The 17,355-nt window shown below is 63.5% G+C and carries 19 protein-coding genes; 10 read left to right on the forward strand and 9 right to left on the reverse strand.

Features of this window, described 5'->3' with window-relative positions:
- Positions 1–69: 69 nt before the first annotated feature.
- The 4 genes from ACOZK4_RS22615 (at position 70) to ACOZK4_RS22630 (ending at position 3,496) form a co-directional block, all read left to right on the forward strand.
- Positions 70–873: a creatininase family protein gene (locus ACOZK4_RS22615; RefSeq protein WP_421593938.1), complete on the forward strand. Its 804-nt coding sequence runs from the start codon at positions 70–72 to the stop codon at positions 871–873.
- A gap of 91 nt (positions 874–964) precedes the next feature.
- Positions 965–2,086 (forward strand): CobW family GTP-binding protein, encoded by a 1,122-nt coding sequence (locus ACOZK4_RS22620; protein WP_421593939.1) that lies wholly within the window; start codon positions 965–967, stop codon positions 2,084–2,086.
- Complete coding sequence (locus ACOZK4_RS22625) at positions 2,086–3,075, forward strand: WD40 repeat domain-containing protein (protein ID WP_421593940.1); 990 nt, start codon at positions 2,086–2,088, stop codon at positions 3,073–3,075. The genes ACOZK4_RS22620 and ACOZK4_RS22625 overlap by 1 nt, the downstream gene beginning before the upstream one ends.
- A 25-nt stretch (positions 3,076–3,100) precedes the next feature.
- Positions 3,101–3,496 carry a VOC family protein gene (locus tag ACOZK4_RS22630; protein ID WP_421593941.1) on the forward strand — a complete coding sequence of 132 codons (396 nt, stop codon included), beginning with the start codon at positions 3,101–3,103 and terminating at the stop codon, positions 3,494–3,496.
- 62 nt (positions 3,497–3,558) lie between these two features.
- On the opposite strand, the gene ACOZK4_RS22635 is transcribed toward ACOZK4_RS22630, so the two are convergent.
- Positions 3,559–3,861, reverse strand: coding sequence for a hypothetical protein (locus tag ACOZK4_RS22635; protein ID WP_421593943.1), 303 nt, complete (start codon positions 3,859–3,861; stop codon positions 3,559–3,561).
- A gap of 249 nt (positions 3,862–4,110) precedes the next feature.
- Between ACOZK4_RS22635 and ACOZK4_RS22640 the strand changes: the two genes are divergently transcribed.
- Positions 4,111–5,274: a hypothetical protein gene (locus ACOZK4_RS22640; RefSeq protein ID WP_421593944.1), complete on the forward strand. Its 1,164-nt coding sequence runs from the start codon at positions 4,111–4,113 to the stop codon at positions 5,272–5,274.
- A gap of 4 nt (positions 5,275–5,278) precedes the next feature.
- Here the strand turns inward: ACOZK4_RS22640 and ACOZK4_RS22645 are convergent, their stop codons facing one another.
- From ACOZK4_RS22645 to odc2, 3 genes are all read right to left on the reverse strand, one after another.
- Positions 5,279–5,725: a glyoxalase superfamily protein gene (locus ACOZK4_RS22645; protein WP_421594152.1), complete on the reverse strand. Its 447-nt coding sequence runs from the start codon at positions 5,723–5,725 to the stop codon at positions 5,279–5,281.
- Positions 5,726–5,913: 188 nt separating this feature from the next.
- The gene (locus ACOZK4_RS22650; protein WP_421593946.1) at positions 5,914–6,501 is read right to left on the reverse strand and encodes a GNAT family N-acetyltransferase; all 588 of its coding nucleotides are present in this window, start codon (positions 6,499–6,501) and stop codon (positions 5,914–5,916) included.
- Between the two features lie 93 nt (positions 6,502–6,594).
- The gene (gene odc2, locus ACOZK4_RS22655; protein WP_421593948.1) at positions 6,595–7,728 is read right to left on the reverse strand and encodes an ornithine/lysine decarboxylase; all 1,134 of its coding nucleotides are present in this window, start codon (positions 7,726–7,728) and stop codon (positions 6,595–6,597) included.
- Positions 7,729–8,328: 600 nt separating this feature from the next.
- Here odc2 and ACOZK4_RS22660 point away from each other — a divergent pair.
- The 3 genes from ACOZK4_RS22660 (at position 8,329) to ACOZK4_RS22670 (ending at position 11,026) form a co-directional block, all read left to right on the forward strand.
- Positions 8,329–9,234, forward strand: coding sequence for a LysR family transcriptional regulator (locus ACOZK4_RS22660; RefSeq protein WP_421593949.1), 906 nt, complete (start codon positions 8,329–8,331; stop codon positions 9,232–9,234).
- A gap of 137 nt (positions 9,235–9,371) precedes the next feature.
- Positions 9,372–10,013 carry a DUF1007 family protein gene (locus ACOZK4_RS22665; RefSeq protein ID WP_421593951.1) on the forward strand — a complete coding sequence of 214 codons (642 nt, stop codon included), beginning with the start codon at positions 9,372–9,374 and terminating at the stop codon, positions 10,011–10,013.
- Positions 10,007–11,026 carry a nickel/cobalt transporter gene (locus ACOZK4_RS22670; protein WP_421593952.1) on the forward strand — a complete coding sequence of 340 codons (1,020 nt, stop codon included), beginning with the start codon at positions 10,007–10,009 and terminating at the stop codon, positions 11,024–11,026. The genes ACOZK4_RS22665 and ACOZK4_RS22670 overlap by 7 nt, the downstream gene beginning before the upstream one ends.
- Here ACOZK4_RS22670 and ACOZK4_RS22675 read toward each other — a convergent pair.
- From ACOZK4_RS22675 to ACOZK4_RS22690, 4 genes are all read right to left on the reverse strand, one after another.
- Positions 11,023–11,235 carry a hypothetical protein gene (locus ACOZK4_RS22675; protein ID WP_421593953.1) on the reverse strand — a complete coding sequence of 71 codons (213 nt, stop codon included), beginning with the start codon at positions 11,233–11,235 and terminating at the stop codon, positions 11,023–11,025. The genes ACOZK4_RS22670 and ACOZK4_RS22675 overlap by 4 nt on opposite strands.
- Positions 11,232–11,924 carry a GNAT family N-acetyltransferase gene (locus tag ACOZK4_RS22680; RefSeq protein ID WP_421593954.1) on the reverse strand — a complete coding sequence of 231 codons (693 nt, stop codon included), beginning with the start codon at positions 11,922–11,924 and terminating at the stop codon, positions 11,232–11,234. The genes ACOZK4_RS22675 and ACOZK4_RS22680 overlap by 4 nt, the downstream gene beginning before the upstream one ends.
- A gap of 97 nt (positions 11,925–12,021) precedes the next feature.
- Positions 12,022–12,714, reverse strand: a complete 693-nt coding sequence (locus ACOZK4_RS22685; RefSeq protein ID WP_421593956.1) for a tellurite resistance TerB family protein — start codon at positions 12,712–12,714, stop codon at positions 12,022–12,024.
- 118 nt (positions 12,715–12,832) lie between these two features.
- Positions 12,833–13,471 (reverse strand): 2-dehydro-3-deoxy-phosphogluconate aldolase, encoded by a 639-nt coding sequence (locus ACOZK4_RS22690; RefSeq protein WP_244762509.1) that lies wholly within the window; start codon positions 13,469–13,471, stop codon positions 12,833–12,835.
- Between the two features lie 155 nt (positions 13,472–13,626).
- Between ACOZK4_RS22690 and ACOZK4_RS22695 the strand changes: the two genes are divergently transcribed.
- Positions 13,627–14,112 (forward strand): CYTH domain-containing protein, encoded by a 486-nt coding sequence (locus ACOZK4_RS22695; protein ID WP_421593957.1) that lies wholly within the window; start codon positions 13,627–13,629, stop codon positions 14,110–14,112.
- Between the two features lie 60 nt (positions 14,113–14,172).
- The gene (locus ACOZK4_RS22700; protein WP_421593958.1) at positions 14,173–15,120 is read left to right on the forward strand and encodes a rhodanese-related sulfurtransferase; all 948 of its coding nucleotides are present in this window, start codon (positions 14,173–14,175) and stop codon (positions 15,118–15,120) included.
- Here the strand turns inward: ACOZK4_RS22700 and ACOZK4_RS22705 are convergent, their stop codons facing one another.
- Entirely contained in the window at positions 15,121–17,313 is a 2,193-nt protein-coding gene (locus ACOZK4_RS22705) for a putative bifunctional diguanylate cyclase/phosphodiesterase (protein WP_421593959.1), read from the reverse strand.
- Between the last annotated feature and the right edge of the window lie 42 nt (positions 17,314–17,355).

Here is a 17,355-nt window from a genome sequence, read left to right on the forward strand (position 1 = left end):
CGATACCTTGCATCGCTGGCCCGGCTCTGTATGACAGAGGAAGAAGGCCGGCGGCAAGGGAGGATCGGTATGGCGCATACCCAGGCACGCCCCAAGAGGCGATGGGTGGAAAACGACCCCATGCTGACCCCGGAAGACCGCGCGGACTGGATCGCCGTGCTGCCGCTCGGCGCGCATGAGGGCCACGGCCCGCACCTGCCGCTCGAAACCGACACGCTGATCGCCGAAGGCATCGCGGAACGGCTGGCCGCCGTTCTGCCGGAGCACCTGCCCGTCACATTCCTGCCCGTCGAGCCCTTCGGCTACTCGCCCGAACATCTCGACGTGCCCGGCACGCATTCGCTCCCCTATGGCGACGCAATCGAGCGCTGGCTGCGCATCGCCGGGGACCTCAACCGCTTCGGCATCCGCAAGCTGGTGCTGCTCAATGCCCATGGCGGCAATTCCCCTCTGATGACCATCGTCGCGACGGAAGCGCGCGTGCGCTTCGGCATGCTCGCGATCGCCACCGCCTGGACCCGCTTCGGCCAGCCTGACGGCTGGATTTCCCCGGAGGACAAGGCCATCGACATCCATGGCGGCGATATCGAAACCTCCGTCATGCTTGCCCTCCACCCCGAACGGGTGGATATGGCGAAGGCCGAACGCTTCGTCTCGCGCCAGACGGAGTTCGCCGCCCGCTTCGCCCATCTGCGCGCCTATGGCCCGCACGCCTTCGGCTGGAAAATGTCCGACCTCAACCCGAAGGGCGTGGCGGGAGACGCCAGTGCCGCCACCGCCGAAAAGGGCGAGCAGTTGATCGCGCACGCGCTGCACGGCCTCGTCGGGCTGCTGGAAGATGTCGCGGCTTTCGACGCAAAGACGCTTTTATAGCCGCATCCGGCATTTGCGCTGGCCCATCCGATCTCCTATATCAGACCCAACCGGACGCTCGCCAGCGTCCCCGTCCTTGTTCGAGGTTCCCATGACCGAAACAGCCCCCGCAAAGCCCATTCCCGTCACCGTTCTCACCGGCTATCTCGGCGCCGGCAAGACGACGCTGCTGAACCGCATCCTCACCGGCAACCACGGTAAGAAATATGCCGTCATCGTCAACGAGTTCGGCGAGATCGGCATCGACAACGACCTGATCGTCGAGTCGGACGAGGAAATCTACGAAATGAACAACGGCTGCATCTGCTGCACCGTACGCGGCGACCTGATCCGCGTCGTGGAAGGCCTGATGCGCCGCCCCGGCCGCTTCGACGCCATCATCGTCGAGACGACAGGCCTTGCCGATCCGGTGCCGGTCGCCCAGACCTTCTTCATGGACGACGACGTTCGCCAGAAGACTGAACTCGACGCCGTCGTGGCGCTGGTCGATGCAAAACACCTGCCGCTGCGCCTGAAGGACAGCCGCGAAGCCGAGGACCAGATCGCCTTTGCCGATGTCGTGCTGATCAACAAGACTGACCTCGTCGGCGCCGACGAACTGGCGAAGATCGAGGCGACGGTGCGCGCCATCAACCCGTCCGCCCGCATCCATCGCACGACCCGCTCGGAAATCGACCTGACCAAAGTTCTCGACCAGGGCGCGTTCAATCTGGAACGGGCGCTGGAAAACGATCCGCATTTCCTCGACCACGATCACGAAGACCATGTCTGCGGCCCGGATTGCGGCCACGACCATCATCACCATGGCCACGATCATGATCACCACCACCATGATCGCGATCATCACGACCACGATCACCACCATGATCATGACCACCACCACGACCACGGCGTCTCGCCGATCCATGACGTGACGGTGCAGTCGATCTCGTTGCGCGGCGGCGACATGAACCCGGACCGCTTCTTCCAGTGGATCCAGAAGATCACCCAGACGGAAGGCCCTAATATCCTGCGCCTGAAGGGCATCATCGCCTTTGCCGGCGATGAGGAGCGGTATGTCGTGCAGGGCGTGCACATGATCGTCGAAGGCGACCACCAGCGCGCCTGGAAGGACGGCGAGAAGCGCGAAAGCCGCCTCGTCTTCATCGGTCGCGATCTTGATCGCGAGAAGATCGAACGCAGCTTCAAGGCCTGTGAGGCACAGAAGAACTGATGCCGACAGTCGCGCCTCTTGATCTCGACGGCCACGTCATCGCGGCCGCTTTCCTCGGCGACGTGCCGTTCTTCGCCTCCGCCTCCGGCACCATCCACCGCCTCGACCATGGCCAGAAGGTCACGGAGGCGCATGACGGGCTGCTGGCCTGCGTGCGCGACGAGGCGAACGATACGCTGATCACGGGCGGCGAGGACGGCAAGGTGCAGCGGATCGCGGCCGATGGTAACGTGACGCTCATCGCCGAAGTCCCGCGCAAGTGGATCTCCGTCGTGGCACCCGGCCCGCAGGGCGCGGTCGGCTTTGCGGAGGGCCGCACGGCGCGCGTGCGCCTCGCCGACGGCACGATCAAGGAATTCACCGAAAGCCGTTCGGTGGAAGGCATCGCCTTTGCGCCGAAGGGACTGCGCCTCGGCATCGCCCGCTATAACGGCGTCTCGCTGCATTGGGTGGCGATGGCCGGCCAGCCGGTCGATCTCGAATGGAAGGGCGCCCATACCGGCGTCACCTTCTCGCCCGACGGCCGCTTCGTCGTGACCAGCATGCAGGAAAACGCCCTGCACGGCTGGAAGCTCGACACCAAGGTAGGCGCCGATACACGCCACATGCGCATGACCGGCTATCCCGCCAAGGTGAAGTCGCTCTCCTGGTCCGCCAAGGGCAAGTGGCTTGCCTCTTCGGGTGCGCCGGCCGCCATTGTCTGGCCCTTCTCGGCCAAGGACGGCCCGATGGGCAAGCCGCCGCTGGAACTCGGCACCCGCGCTGACGTGATGGTCACGGCCGTCGCCTGCCACCCGGCGGAAGAGGTCGTCGCCATCGGCTATTCCGACGGCATGGTGCTCGCCGCGCGTTTTGCCGACAGCCGCGAAGTGTTGCTGCGCCGCCCCGGCAAGGGCGCCATTACCTCCATGGCCTGGAGCAGGAGCGGCAAGCTCATAGCCTTTGCCAGCGACGCCGGTGATTGCGGTGTGATCGACATCGCCGGATAATGCCGCCTTCCTACAGGAGGATGCTATGGTTTCGTCGATCACGCCGTTCCTGATGTTCGAAGGTCGCGCCGAGGAGGCGATGACCTTCTATATCGGCCTTTTCCCCGACAGCCGCGTTGAAGACATTCAGCACTACGGACCGGGCGAGGACGGCAAGGAGGGCTCCGTCTTCCGTGCCCGCTTCAGCCTTGGCCGCCAGTCGGTGATGTGCATCGACAGCCCGGCCGCCCACGGCTTCACCTTCACGCCATCCTTTTCCTTCTTCGTCGAATGCGAGTCGGAAACCCGCCTCCGGGAGCTGCACGCGGCACTCGGTGCTGACGGCACGGACCTGATGCCGGTCGATAACTACGGTTTCAGCCGCCTTTTCACCTGGGTACAGGATCGCTTCGGCATCTCCTGGCAGCTGAACCTGGAATAGAATAAGCCCGGAAGAGACAAGCTCCTCCGGGCCCACCGACCGCAAGGGCGGGGATGGTGCGGTCAGTGATTGCGCTTCTTGCAGCCGCAGTCGCCGCCGCCGCCGCTGAGAATGCCCAGCACATTGCCGTTCAGCACGCCCGACAGGGTGCCGTTCAGGTTGTTGTTGAGAACGCCGTTCAGGATGCTGTTGCCGTCGTTGTCGCTGAGGACATTGCCGACACCGACGCCGACACTGGGGGCAATGACGATACCGCCGGTCTTGTTGCCGAGAATGCCGAGGCCGAGCAGGCCGCCGGCCGATGCCTGGCCAGCGCCGGCGAGAGCAATGACGGTAGCGATTGCAATGATGCGGGTCTTGTTCATGATCTCTCTCCTTCGGTTGTGCACCTCATTGGTACGCAATCAAAGGTAATATAAGCTGCGATTTACACAACCGGATTTGCCAGTCATAGCAAAGAGTTAACCATAACAAGGACAAGTTTAACGAATCCTGACCGAGTACAACTTTTAGTACGCTAAATTGCAATAACGGCGCGAATATCAACCATTGAGAGAATTTTTAACCATGCAACCTTAGGATTCTGTTCCATTAACGGACAGGGACAGTTTTCGATGCGTTCTCTTCAAGGCCTGGTCTACGCGGCAATCCTGCTGGTTCAGCACAACTCCGCGATTGCCGATTCAACTTTTGATTACAGCATCGGGAGTGGCTGGACCTCAAATGTTTTTAAGGATCCGACGACGCTTTCGGCCGCTTTCGGCGAGGCGAAGGTGGCGTTGCGGGGATCGCTCGCCCTGGAGGAAACCCAACTCGCCTATGGACTTGCGGCAAGCGTGCAACGCGTGGCCAGATATCCCTTCGCCAGCCAGAGCACGGCAGGGGTAGAGCTCGGCCTCACCAGGGACATCGGCGAGGCCATCAAGCTGACCCTGAAGGGCGGCATCGAGCATCGGCGCTCCGGCGATATCTTTCTTGCCTTGCCGGGTCTGCTGATCGGCTACCGCAAAGCCGATATCGCGGCCGCGGGAAGTGTCGGCGTCATCGTCGCGCACAATGGCGGCAAGAGCCATCTCACCGCCTCGCTCTCCAGCCTGGACCGGGGCCGTGCGCATTTCACGCTGGCGGGCCTGCGGCCCACGCAGCTCGAAGCCGGTAATCGGCTCTATGATCTGACCGCAGGCCATATCCGCCCCCTCCTGGGTGGCGAGGTGGGGGCGACGCTGCAATACCGCACCAACCATATCGATCGGGCCGAACAAAAGACCTTCGGGCGGTTTCCCGCCGAGACGCTGCGCGGCTCGCTCGCCTATGGCCGTGTCTTCGGAAATCTCACGCTGCTGGCGGAGGCGGGCGTGGTCGGGGTCGCAAGCCCCGATCTCGGCAAGAGCGTGCAGCGCCTGCGCCCCTTCCTGAAGGGCGAGGCCGCATGGCAGTTGCCGCGCGAAGCCATTCTAAAGGCGAAAGTCGGGCGCGACATCCAGCTCGCCGATATCGACGACGCATTGGGCGAGGATGTGCGCACGATCGGCCTGTCGCTGGAAAAAGCGCTGACGGAAAAGCTGAAACTGACGCTGGCCTATGAACAGGCCTATAGCGATTGGCTCTATTTCGACTATCGCACGCGCACGAAAACCGCGTCGGCGACGCTCGCTTATACGCTGAGCAAGGGCGCGACGCTGGTGCTGGAATACAGCCGCCTCGCGCGCCGCGAAAACGACAAGGCCGCCAACTTCACGGTCGACGGCCTTGCGGCGCGGATGACGGGCTCGTTCTGACGGCTCACCATTCCAGTTCAAGATGCGGCCGCCCGTCGGACGTTTTTGCCGCTGTCCGCCCCGTCTCGTCGACGGTGCAGTTCACGCGCTGGCGGAAGGCGGAGAAACTGTCGAAGGTCACCACGTCCACCGGCTCGTCGAAATGCAGGGTCATGCGGTAGAGACCGGGCTGGCTCGTCAGCGCCTGCACGCCGAGCACCGTCGCATCGAAGGGCTGGCCGAGATAGTGGCCGCGGACCCGCGAGCCGAGCATCCACGGATTGAACGGCGGCCGGTTTCCGGTGGCCGCATGCAACGTGTTCCAGTCGCGAAAGCCGTATTGCGCGGCGATCAGCTCCAGTGCGCGGGAATGAGAAATCGCTTCGCCATCGGCGGCAAAACGCGCGCGCAGACGCTTCGCCTGGTCTTTCAGGGCATCGAGGGATGGAAGGGGCGTCGATGTCGGACGCATGTCGGGACTCCAGTCGTTGCATGCGTCATTTCGGAGGGAGCCCGCATTGCCACCGGTTCGCATGCATGAAGCTGGAAGACCGATTGTCTGAAACGAGAGACTTCACCAAGCTTGCGCTCGCGGACGGCGGGGGCTCTCACCCTGCCGTCCCGATAGCGCACCTTCGCCTTGAAGTCAAACCGGCGCCGTCAGGCCGCCTTGCGCAGATCCGCGGCAAGGCGCCGGCCGCTCGCGACGAGCATGCCGGCCGCACCGGAAAGCCAGCCGTCCTGCAACTCCAGCGCCAGGAACCGGCGGCGCTCGAAGGGGCCGGGCATGACGAGGTGCTGCGCCTTGTCGGCAAAGAAGCCGAAGCGCTCGTAATATTCCGGATCGCCGACCAGCAGCACGGCACCGTGACCACGGTCGCGCGCCTCGGTGATGGCAGCCCGCACCAGCGCGCCGCCAATGCCCTTGCCTTCATGCTGGCAATCGACGGCGAGCGGGCCGAGCAGCAGCGCGGACACGGCATTGCCGTCGGAATCGACGCCGGCCTCGACATTCCACAGCCGCACCGTGCCGATGACATGGCCATCCGGATCACGCGCGACCAGCGCCAGGCCTTCGGCCGGCAGGCGGCCGCGACGGATCTTTTCCGACGACTTGCGGAAGCGGGCCTCACCCATGACGCGGTCGAGCAGGCGCTCGCGCGCGACGACATCGCCGGCATTTTCCTGGTCGATGGTGAAAGTGGCATGCGCGAAGAACGCGCGGACAGAATCAAGAACAGTGGCCATCTCTGGGCCTCCCGTGCTCAAAACCGATTCAAACGGTGTCTGGAACGAATTGTGAAGCTGGCGCTCCCGCGCGAAACGGGAGCGCCGACAGGCTTAGATGACGTAGGCCTTGAGCGGCTCGAAGCCGTTGAAGGCGACGGCCGAATAGGTCGTCGTGTAGGCGCCGGTGCCCTCTATCAGAACCTCGTCGCCGATCGAAAGCGAGACCGGCAGCGGATACATGTTCTTCTCGTACATCACGTCGGCCGAATCGCAGGTCGGGCCGGCGAGCACGCAGGGCTCCATTTCGTCTGCATCGCGCGCGGTGCGGATCGGGTAACGGATCGCCTCGTCCATGGTTTCGGCGAGACCGCCAAACTTGCCGATGTCGAGGAAGACCCAGCGATGGTTGTCGTTGTCGGACTTCTTCGAGACGAGAACGACTTCCGCCTTGATGACACCCGCATTGCCGACCATGCCGCGGCCCGGCTCGATGATGGTTTCCGGGATCTGGTTGCCGAAGTGCTTCTTCAGCGCGCCGAAGATCGCCTTGCCATAGGCTTCCGCCGAGGGCACGTCGCGCAGGTACTTCGTCGGGAAGCCGCCGCCCATATTGACCATCTTGAGCTCGATGCCCTGCTTCTTCAGCTGCACGAAGACGCGCTTGGCATCGGCAAGCGCCGAATCCCAGGCATCGACCTTCGTCATCTGCGAGCCGACATGGAACGACACGCCATAGGAGACGAGACCGTTCTGGTGGGCGTAAACGAGCACATCGACGGCCATCTGCGGCACGCAGCCGAACTTGCGCGACAGCGGCCATTCGGCCCCTTCGCCATCCGTCAGGACGCGGCAGAACACGCGGGCACCCGGAGCGGCACGCGAAATCTTCTCGACTTCCTCATGGCTGTCGACGGCGAAGAGCGAAACACCGAGCGCATGCGCCTTGGCGACGTCGCGTTCCTTCTTGATCGTGTTGCCGAAGGAGATACGGCTCGGGGTGGCACCGGCATCGAGCGCCATTTCGATTTCGGCGACGGACGCGCAATCGAAATTGGAGCCCATGGAGGCGAGCAGGCGCAGGACTTCCGGCGCCGGGTTGGCCTTGACGGCATAGTAGATCGAGCTGTCGGGCAGCGCGTGGCGGAACGCCTTGAAATTGTCGCGCACGACATCGAGGTCGACCACGAGGCACGGGCCGTCGGGACGTCGGGTGTTCAGGAAGTCGATAATACGTGCAGAAGCCATCTCGGTATTCCCCATATCCAGGTTTCTCCGGGAACAATCCCAGAGGACAAAGGGCAGATGCGGGCATGCGATGGAACCAGCCGGTGGAGACCCCGGAACCAAGCATGCGCATCATGCGCGATCGGTGAACAGAAGCCCGCCTAGGCTTCAATTCGCTTTGTCTGCCATTGATTGGTGGGAAAACCCGACCGCACGTCCGGCAATGAAGGTGTGCCTCTTCAGTAACCCCGGCTGTTGGAAAGCCGGCAGACACCAGAAAGGCCCGCACCGTCGTTGCTTCAAGATGTCCTCGCTCTTCCGGTTGGCCGGAGAAACGACTGGAGGGGTTAATTCCAGGTACCTTACCGAATTCCTCACCAAATCGAGGGTCGGCGGACACCCACAGGCACGTGCGACTTTGGGCAAGGGGGAGATAAGAAGAATCGCTGTCGTAATCAAGAGGTTTTTTGCGGGCTCCTATTGAAAATATTCCCCGAACCACGACATTCGCGGAACTGGTTTTCGTTGCATTCCTTTATGCGCCCGGCCGTCAGGCCGCCGGGCATGCGCCGCAATCCCTGAAAAACAGGCACGCGCGACGCATCATTCAAGTGGGGACACATGGATACATTGACCCGAATCCGGGCCTTCATCGACGTCGTCGATGCCGAAGGCTTTTCCGCAGCCTCGCGCAAGACCGGCCGGTCGAAGGCGCTCCTGTCCAAATATGTGCGCGAACTCGAAGACGAACTCGGCGCGTTGCTGCTCAACCGCACCACCCGCCAGTTCTCGATGACCGAACCCGGCCACACCTACTACCGCACCGCCTCCGACATCCTGAAGGAAATCGACAATCTCGCCGATCTCGTGCGCGAGAAGAACACGGACCTGCGCGGCAAGCTGAAGGTCTCCGCCCCGCGCACCTTCGTCGATGCCGATATCGGCCAGTCGCTGATCGATTTCGGCAAGGAACATCCGGAACTGTCGCTCGAAATCGTCTCCGACGATCGCTTCGTCGATCTCGTCGAGGAAGGCTTCGATGTCGCCGTGCGCATCACGCGGCTGGAGGATTCGGCGCTGATCGCCCGCAAGATCGGCGATTTTTACCTGAAGATGTGCGTCAGCCAGGAGTTCCTCGACCGGGTCGGCCCGATCAATCACCCGAGCGATCTCGCCCGCCTGCCCTGCATCATCGATACCAACGGCAAATCGCACAGCAACTGGCGTTTCATCGACGAGAAGGGTGCCGGTTTTTCCGTTCCCGTCAGCGGCCATATCGAGGTGAACAGCCCGACGGCAGCCGTGCGGGCGGCGGCAAGCGGCCTCGGCGTCGCGCAGGTCCCCGCCTTCATCGCCCGTTCCTGTCTCGATTCCGGCCGCATCGTCTCGATCCTCGAGGATTATCTTCCGACCGACCGCGGCATTTATGCGATCTATCCGCACCGGCGCTATCTGCCCGCGAAGGTGCGCACCTTCGTCGATTTCCTGCACGCCTGGTTCCGCCGCAATCCGGGAATTGAGGCCTGACGCAAATCCAGCAAAAGTGTGGAGCGGTTTTGCGTCGGGAATTGCCCCGGCAAAAAGTCCCAATTCCGACCCATTTCGGCTCCATTCAAACGGTCGATTCCGACGCCCGCTTCCGCGCTGCAAGAGGCTTGAAACTGATGCGATACCTCCCTCTTCTCGCCGCGGGCGCAGCCCTCCTTGCCCCGGCCGCAGCACTTGCCCATCCGCATATCTTTGCGGAGGCGCGGCTGGAGGTGGTGGCCGGCGATGACGGCATGATCAGCGAATTGCGCAATGTCTGGCGCTTCGACGAGATGTTTTCGGCAAGCGTCGTGATGGACTTCGACAAGAACAGCAATGCTGAGCTCGACCCCGACGAACTGGCCGAGGTCGGCAAGACGGTGCTCGAGTCGCTGGAGGAGTTCAGCTACTACACGACGATCACCGAGGACGGCCGAACCATCAAGGTCGCAAAGCCCGACGTGATCAATGTCGACTACAAGGACGGCCAGCTCCTGATGTTCTTCACCGTGAAACCCGGTGAAGTCATGCCGCTCAAGGGCACGCTCACCTTCGGCGTCTATGACCCAACCATGTATGCCTCGATGGATTTTTCCTCGGATGACGACCTCGTCGCCGTCGGCGACAAGTTCGCCGCCTGCAAACATGCCGTCGTGCGGCCCGATGCGGACGAGGTGCTGGCGCAGAACCAGGACAAGCTGACCGACGCCTTCTTCAACGACCCGACCGGCACCGACATGACGAAACTCTTCGCCACCCGCCTGGAAGTGACATGCTGAGCCGCGGCCGCACGCTCGCCCTTCTCACGCTGGCTGCCACCGTCGTAGCAACCGCCGGCCTCGCGCATGCCGCCTCGCCGCTCGGCATCGGCTCGGCCGAGCCGGGTTTCAACACCACGGGCACGTTCGGCAGCCTGTTCGGCTGGATCAATGCGCAGCAGCAGGGTTTCTACCGCCTGATGACGGGCGCGCTGAAGGACATGCGCGAAAACCCATGGGCGGCCTCGACGCTGGTCGGCCTCTCCTTCGCCTATGGCGTCTTCCATGCCGCCGGCCCCGGCCACGGCAAGGCAGTCATCTCCTCCTATATGCTGGCAAACGAGGTGGAGCTGAAGCGCGGTGTGCTCCTATCCTTCCTGTCCTCTCTCCTGCAAGGCGTGGTCGCCATCCTGCTGGTCGGCGCGGCCTATCTCTTCCTGCGCGGCACCACGGTCTCGATGACGGACGCCACCCGCGCGCTCGAAACCGGCAGCTACGCCCTCATCGCCCTCTTCGGCGCCTGGCTGCTTTTCAAGAAGCTGCGGCCGTCCGCGCGCCGTGCCTCCGCCCTTGGTGCGCAGGCTGTGGAGGTGCATGGCACACATGAGCACCACGACCACGGTCACCACCACCATCATCATCATCACGCCGGAGAAATCTGCTCGACCTGCGGCCATGCGCACGCGCCGGATCCGTCGCTGCTGAAGGGCGAACGCTTTGCGCTCCGCGAGGCTTGGTCAGCCATCGTCGCCGTGGGGCTTCGCCCGTGCTCCGGTGCACTGATCGTGTTGAGCTTCGCGCTGCTCAACGGCCTCTATTTCGGGGGTGTGCTTGCCGTACTCGCCATGTCGATCGGGACGGCGATCACCGTCTCGACGCTGGCCACGCTGGCCGTCACCGCCAAGGGGGCAGCGCTGCGCTTTGCCGGCAACGGCTCGGCCGCCGCCCGCATCGGCACCGCCATCGAAATCGGCGGCGCTCTCATGGTGATGATCCTGGGACTCTTACTGCTCGGCGCTTCGTTACAGGCTTAATTGCCGCGATTGCGCTGATAGCGGGCGCGCAGCCAGAAGAGCAGGAAGAAGCCGAGCACGATCAGCGTGCCGAAGACGCCGGCAAGCAACGGCGAAAAGCCGCCGATGGCGATCATCACCCGCGGCAGGAAGTAGAACACCACGCCCGTGCCGATGAGGATGATGAGCGCCGCAAGCGCCGCGGACTTTCCCTTGCCGTCCTCGCTCATGCCGCATCCGCCTTGGCGATCTCGGCGCGAATGTCTTCGAGCTTGCGTTTCTGCTGCCCGTCCGCGTCGAAATTCTCCGGCGACAGCCAGAGATCGAAGGCCTTGGCGATGACAGGCCATTCGCCGTCGATGATCGAGAACCAGGCCGTATCGCGGTTTTCGCCCTTCGACAGCATATGCTGGCGGAAGACGCCTTCGAAGCTGAAGCCGAGGCGGGTGGCGGTGCGCTTGCTCGGCTCATTGCCGTTGTGGCATTTCCACTCGTAGCGGCGGTAACCCAAGTCCTCGAACATGTGCTTGGCGAGCAGATACTGCGCCTCGGTGGAAAGCGGCGAACGCGACATGCCGCCGCCATGGGCGATGCCGCCGATTTCGACGACGCCGTTCGCCGGGTCCGGCCGCATGTAATGCGCCATGCCGACAGGCTTGCCGCTCGCCTTGTCGACGATCACTTCGCGCACCCAGCCGGACGTGATGACCGCTTCCGACCAGGCATCGAAACCCTCGATGCCGGTAAAATCGGCCTGGGCGAAATAGCGCAGCAGCGGATTGATCTGCATGCCGCCGAAGGTGTCCCAGAGTGCCTGAAGATGCTTGGCACGATCATAGGGCTCAAGGCGCACATAACGGCCTTCGAGCGTCACGGGTGCCGGCGGCGGGCAACCCTTCCAGTCCTTGAGATCGCGCATCAGAATTCTCCTTCGGTCGTGCCGAAGGGATAGAACAGCGGGCGGCGTGAAGCAATGTGGAAAGCAGGGAGCGGCGTTCAGCCGCTCCCGGCAAAACTTAAACGGTGGCGGCAGAAACCGTCGCCTCGATATGACCGACCAGCGCATCGGCAAGGCCGAGGCGGCCGGCGAGCAGGTCGAGGTAGCCGCGCTCGGCACGCGTCTTCGGCTCGATGGCGAGGCGCGAGGCCGTGTAGAGCTCGACACGGTGTTCCTCGGTCGTCGCGGCCGCGACGATCGCATCGAGATCGATCGGGTTGGCGAGCTCGTCTTCGAGGAACTTCGCGGCATCCTCGCCGAGGCCGGAAACCTTCAGCTTGTCCATGATGCGGGCGCGCTCGGCATCGTCGATATGGCCATCGGCGCGCGAGGCGGCGATCATGGCGCGCACGAGGATCAGCGCGAAGTCGGTGCTGACGGCCTCGGGATGAAAGCCGGAATCGGTCGGCGGCGGCAGAAGCTCGGGCGTGCCGGCCTGCGTCGTCTCGACCGGATCCTGACCCGCCTTGTAATTCTTATAGGCCTGGTAGCCGAGGCCGGCGATCGCCGCGAGGCTGCCGAGCTTCAGCGCGGAGCCCGCAACCTGACGGCCGGTGCCCGTGCCAAGCAGCACGCCGGCAATGGCAATCGAGGCAAGCGGATTGTCCTTGGCAAGCTGGGTGACCTGGCCGGCGCGGTCGCGCACGGATCCCCCGGCACCGGGCACCTGCGAACCGAGGAACTGGTCAAGCAACTTCTTGGCGTCAAACATAGGGAGCGTCTCCGTTTCTCCTGCCTAGTGCAAAGGCAAGATAGGAATGCGCGCGCCCGATTACAAACGCATAACGGGCGACCGAAGGCCGCCCGTCTGCAAATCCGTTGAACCTTGTTCAGCCCTTGAGCGCGGCTGCTTCGGCGGCGAGCTTCTCGATGCCCGCCCAGTCACCCTTGGCGACGAGGTCCTTCGGCGCGACCCAGGAGCCGCCGACGCAAACGACGTTCGGCAGTGAAAGGTAGTCGCGGGCATTCGAGAGCGAGATGCCGCCGGTCGGGCAGAACAGCGTGCCGGCGAGCGGCGAGGACAGCGACTTCAGGTAGGCAGCGCCGCCGGCCTGCTCGGCCGGGAAGAATTTCAGCACCTGATAGCCCTCTTCGCGCAGGCCCATGACTTCGCTGGCGGTCGCCGCACCCGGCAGCAGCGGAATGTCGGAATCGGCAGCGGCGTCGATCAGCTCCTGCGTCGTGCCGGGGCTGACGATGAACTGCGAGCCGGCCTCGACGGCGGCTTCGAACTGCGCGGCATTGAGGATCGTGCCCGCGCCGGCGACGGCACCCTCGACCTCGTTGGCGACCGCACGGATCGCTTCGAGAGCGGCCGGTGTGCGCAGCGTGATTTCGATCGCCTTGAGGCCGCCCGCGACCAACGCTCGCGCCAACGGCACGGCCGTCTTGAGGTCATCGATAACCAGCACCGGCACTACCGGCTGCAGCTTCAGGACGGACAGGAGCTTGGCGTTCTTCTCGCTCATGGCATGGACCTTTTAAAACGATTGAATTTTGCTCGACATAGCGCGTCTGCGACCTTGTGTCGAGCCTTAAGCCTGATTCATGGACTTGTCATGACACACGTATCGTGTAGTCTTCGCTCGCCCAAGCCCATCTCAGAGACAGCGAAAGCAAGCCTATGGCTAAAGAGATCGAGCGGAAGTTCCTGGTGTCGGGCCAGCGATGGCGCACCTTCGCAAACGAAGGCGTCGCGATAAGGCAAGCCTATATCGTGGCCCAGGACGATCGGTCGCTGCGCGTTCGCATCTATGGCGACGGGCGTGCCCGCCTCACGATCAAAGTCGGCCATACAGCCCTCGTCCGCGACGAATATGAAGTCGAGATCAGCCGCGAAGAGGCCGAGGACATGCTGCGCCACACTGTCGGCACCATCATCGAGAAGGTGCGCTACAAGGTGCCGCATGAAGGCTATGTCTGGGAGGTCGATGTCTATAGCGGCGCCCATCGCGGCCTTGTCATTGCCGAAGTAGAGCTTTCCTCGATCCACGACGATCCGCAGCTGCCGAACTGGGTTGGCCGCGAAGTCACGGGCGAAAGCCAGTATTCCAACCAGTCAATGGCGCTCGGCGCGAGCGATGGCGCCCACCTGCATCAACTGGCATAACTATAGCGCGCTTTTGCGCCGCATTGCCTGAAAAGCGCGAAAGCTGTATGTGGCGGCCCCATGACAGACATCGCACACGAGATTTCTTCGCAGCCGGCGAATGACGGCTTCCTGGTTGCCGCGCTCTACCATTTCGTCTCGGTTCCGCGCTTTGCGGAGCTGCGCGATCCCTTGCAGGCGCTTTGCGAGGAAAACGGCGTGCGCGGCACGCTGCTGCTCGCCCATGAAGGCATCAACGGCACGATCGCCGGCCCGGCCGCCGGCATCCGCACCGTCTTGTCCTTCCTGCGCAACCAGCCGGAATTTTCCGGCCTGGAGCACAAGGAAAGCCATGCCAGCGCCATGCCCTTCCTGCGCATGAAGGTGCGGCTCAAGAAGGAGATCGTCACCATGGGCGTCGAGGATATCGACCCCACGCGCTCCGTCGGCACCTATGTCGACCCGCGCGACTGGAACGCGCTGATTTCCGATCCCGATACGATCGTCATCGATACCCGCAACGACTACGAGACGGCGATCGGCATCTTCAAGGGTGCGGTCGATCCGAACACCAAGACCTTCCGCGAGTTTCCGGACTGGGTGCGCAACAATACCGGCCTTCACAACAAGCCGAAGATCGCCATGTATTGCACCGGCGGCATCCGCTGCGAGAAGGCGACTGCCTTCATGAAGCAAGAAGGTTTCGAGGAGGTCTATCACCTCAAGGGCGGCATCCTGAAATATCTCGAGGAGGTGCCGCCGGAGGAAAGCCTCTGGGAAGGCGCCTGCTTCGTCTTCGACGAACGCGTCTCTGTGCTGCATGGCCTGGAAGAAGGCGATCTCAAACTCTGCCGCGCCTGCCGCCATCCGCTGACAGCGGAAGAGATCGCGTCCCCGCTCTACGAGGCGGGCGTATCCTGCGCGCATTGCCATGGAACCCGCAGCGAAGAGGACCGCATGCGCTTTCGCCAGCGGCAGAAGCAGATGGATCTGGCAAAACAGCGCGGTGAACGCCACCTCGGCAAGTGATCAGCCGGCAATGCTTTGCGGAGAAGCCGGCGGGGCGATGAGGTCGCAGATCGCCTTTTCGCTCATCGGCCGTCCGTAGAAATAGCCCTGGAGCTGATCGCAGCCGCACAGATGCAGGAAGGCCGCCTGCTCGGCCGTCTCCACGCCCTCGGCGGTGACGGGCATATCGAAGGACGCGGCAAGCGCCACCGTCGCCTGCAGCATCGCGCCGCCCTTGATCGACTGCTGCCCGGCCATGGTGAGCGAGCGGTCGATCTTCATGCGGTCGAAACCGAAGCGGATGAGATAACCGATCGACGAAAAGCCTGCGCCGAAATCATCGAGCGCGATGCGCACGCCGCCCGCCTTCAAGCGGTCCATGACAAGCTTCGCCCGGCCGGGATTCTGGATGAAATAGCCCTCGGTGATTTCGAGCGTGATGCGCGCGGGATCGATGCCCGCCGCCGCGATGGTCGCGAGTGCCTGATCCGGGAAATAGGGATTGCGGAACTGCGCCGGCGAGACGTTGATCGAAACGCCGAGATCGGGCCATTGCCGCGCCGCTTCGCAAGCCCGTTTCAGGATCAGCGGACCGAGCGCGTCGATGATGCCTGTCGCCTCCGCCAGCGGAATGAAGACATCAGGCGGCACGGGTTGGCCGTCGCGCGTCCAGCGCGCCAGCGCCTCGACGCCGCAGATATCGCGTCCGCGGGCACGGACGATCGGCTGGTAGGCGACATCGATCTCGCCGCGCCCCACCGCCGCCCTGAGGGCCTCCTCCATTTCGCGCCGCAGGTCGCGGTCGTCGTCCATCAGCGTTTCATAGTGCATGGCGCGGCCGCGGCCGGCATGTTTGGCGCGATACATGGCGACATCGGCGCGCCGCAACAGCTCTTCGCCTGCAACGGCGCCCCGATGTGACACGGCAATGCCGATGCTGGCGCCGACGATGGCGACGCGTTCGCCGATGGCGAAGGGCTCGGTGAAGAAGTCGAGGAGCGCGCGGGTCAACCGTTCCGTTTCCGCGCCATCAGCGCCGGCAAGGAACACGATGGCGAATTCATCGCCGCCAATGCGGGCGAGCATGGCGTCTTCAGGCACGAGGCGGGACAGGCCGGCGGAAACACCGCGAATGAGCCGGTCGCCGACCGCATGGCCGTAGAAATCATTGACGTCCTTGAAGCCGTCGAGATCAAGATAGAGCATCAGCACATCGCACGCTTCCGCAACTGCCCGCGCATTCAACTCGTCGAGGCCGAGATAGAGGCCGGTGCGGTTGCGAAGCCCGCTCAGCCGGTCGGTGAGCGCCTGCAAGCGTGCACTGTTCTCATCCGCCTTGAGGCGGACGGCGAAGATCGCCCCCGTCAGCACCAGGAGCACGAAGAAGACGATCACACCGGCAAGCGCCAGAAGCACGAGTGGGCGCACCTGATCATAGCTCTTGTCGCCCGGCGCTTCCGGTGTCCAGGAGAGATAACCGAGCGGTTTGCCGTCGGGGCCGTTGAGCGCGACGGCATCGCCGGTTGCCGGCGCGGTATCCGTCAGCAGAAGGCCGGAAACGAGGAAATTGTCCGATATCTTCGAGATGCGGGCGGGCGTCAGGTGCCGCAGGATGAAAAGCGTTCGCATACCACTTTGCGGTGCCTTGACGGCATCGGAGGCGGGCCGGATGGCGGAAATGGCGGCGACGGCCGAGCCTTTCGATGTGCGAAGGAAGGCACCGATTTCCGTGCCCGGCGTGAGCCCCGCTTCGATCACCTCCCGACGCATCGTCTCGAAAGCCGCGCCGCCGAAGGTCCCGGCATCCATGTCGAAGGGCACGCCATTGCGATAGGCGAGCATCGTGCCGCCCTTCTCGTCGACAAGGAAGACGGTATCGAACAGCGGTCCGCCTTCGGTAGCAAGACCGAAATTGGTGACGAGCCAAGGCATATCGGGTGTGCCGTAGACGCGCTCGGCCGCATCGTCCCAGACAGAATAGTCGCGCACGGTGGTGACGATGGAACTGCGCATGGAGGAGAGCGCGCCGAACACGGTCTGGCGTGTGCGTTCCTCGTCGAGTTCGTTTGCCCGGTTGGCGAGGAAGCCCAGCGCCATCATGACGAGCACGGTGGCAAGGCTGACGACGATCGCAAACGAGCCAAGCACCCCGAGAACGACCGTAAGCCGCCGGGCGCCGAGCATTCCGGAAAGGTGGTGCGCAAGCCGCCGCATCAGGTTCTCCAACCAGAGGAGAATGATGCGGCAGAAGCGTTA

This window comes from Shinella sp. M27, assembly GCF_049199905.1.
Lineage (GTDB): Bacteria > Pseudomonadota > Alphaproteobacteria > Rhizobiales > Rhizobiaceae > Shinella.

Bases quoted from the DNA above. Each gene is read 5' to 3' on its own strand.
- ACOZK4_RS22615 (WP_421593938.1), top strand. From the start codon at position 70: ATGGCGCATACCCAGGCACGCCCCAAGAGGCGATGGGTGGAAAACGAC.
- ACOZK4_RS22620 (WP_421593939.1), top strand. From the start codon at position 965: ATGACCGAAACAGCCCCCGCAAAGCCCATTCCCGTCACCGTTCTCACC.
- ACOZK4_RS22625 (WP_421593940.1), top strand. From the start codon at position 2,086: ATGCCGACAGTCGCGCCTCTTGATCTCGACGGCCACGTCATCGCGGCC.
- ACOZK4_RS22630 (WP_421593941.1), top strand. From the start codon at position 3,101: ATGGTTTCGTCGATCACGCCGTTCCTGATGTTCGAAGGTCGCGCCGAG.
- ACOZK4_RS22635 (WP_421593943.1), bottom strand. From the start codon at position 3,861: ATGAACAAGACCCGCATCATTGCAATCGCTACCGTCATTGCTCTCGCC.
- ACOZK4_RS22640 (WP_421593944.1), top strand. From the start codon at position 4,111: ATGCGTTCTCTTCAAGGCCTGGTCTACGCGGCAATCCTGCTGGTTCAG.
- ACOZK4_RS22645 (WP_421594152.1), bottom strand. From the start codon at position 5,725: ATGCGTCCGACATCGACGCCCCTTCCATCCCTCGATGCCCTGAAAGAC.
- ACOZK4_RS22650 (WP_421593946.1), bottom strand. From the start codon at position 6,501: ATGGCCACTGTTCTTGATTCTGTCCGCGCGTTCTTCGCGCATGCCACT.
- odc2 (WP_421593948.1), bottom strand. From the start codon at position 7,728: ATGGCTTCTGCACGTATTATCGACTTCCTGAACACCCGACGTCCCGAC.
- ACOZK4_RS22660 (WP_421593949.1), top strand. From the start codon at position 8,329: ATGGATACATTGACCCGAATCCGGGCCTTCATCGACGTCGTCGATGCC.
- ACOZK4_RS22665 (WP_421593951.1), top strand. From the start codon at position 9,372: ATGCGATACCTCCCTCTTCTCGCCGCGGGCGCAGCCCTCCTTGCCCCG.
- ACOZK4_RS22670 (WP_421593952.1), top strand. From the start codon at position 10,007: ATGCTGAGCCGCGGCCGCACGCTCGCCCTTCTCACGCTGGCTGCCACC.
- ACOZK4_RS22675 (WP_421593953.1), bottom strand. From the start codon at position 11,235: ATGAGCGAGGACGGCAAGGGAAAGTCCGCGGCGCTTGCGGCGCTCATC.
- ACOZK4_RS22680 (WP_421593954.1), bottom strand. From the start codon at position 11,924: ATGCGCGATCTCAAGGACTGGAAGGGTTGCCCGCCGCCGGCACCCGTG.
- ACOZK4_RS22685 (WP_421593956.1), bottom strand. From the start codon at position 12,714: ATGTTTGACGCCAAGAAGTTGCTTGACCAGTTCCTCGGTTCGCAGGTG.
- ACOZK4_RS22690 (WP_244762509.1), bottom strand. From the start codon at position 13,471: ATGAGCGAGAAGAACGCCAAGCTCCTGTCCGTCCTGAAGCTGCAGCCG.
- ACOZK4_RS22695 (WP_421593957.1), top strand. From the start codon at position 13,627: ATGGCTAAAGAGATCGAGCGGAAGTTCCTGGTGTCGGGCCAGCGATGG.
- ACOZK4_RS22700 (WP_421593958.1), top strand. From the start codon at position 14,173: ATGACAGACATCGCACACGAGATTTCTTCGCAGCCGGCGAATGACGGC.
- ACOZK4_RS22705 (WP_421593959.1), bottom strand. From the start codon at position 17,313: ATGCGGCGGCTTGCGCACCACCTTTCCGGAATGCTCGGCGCCCGGCGG.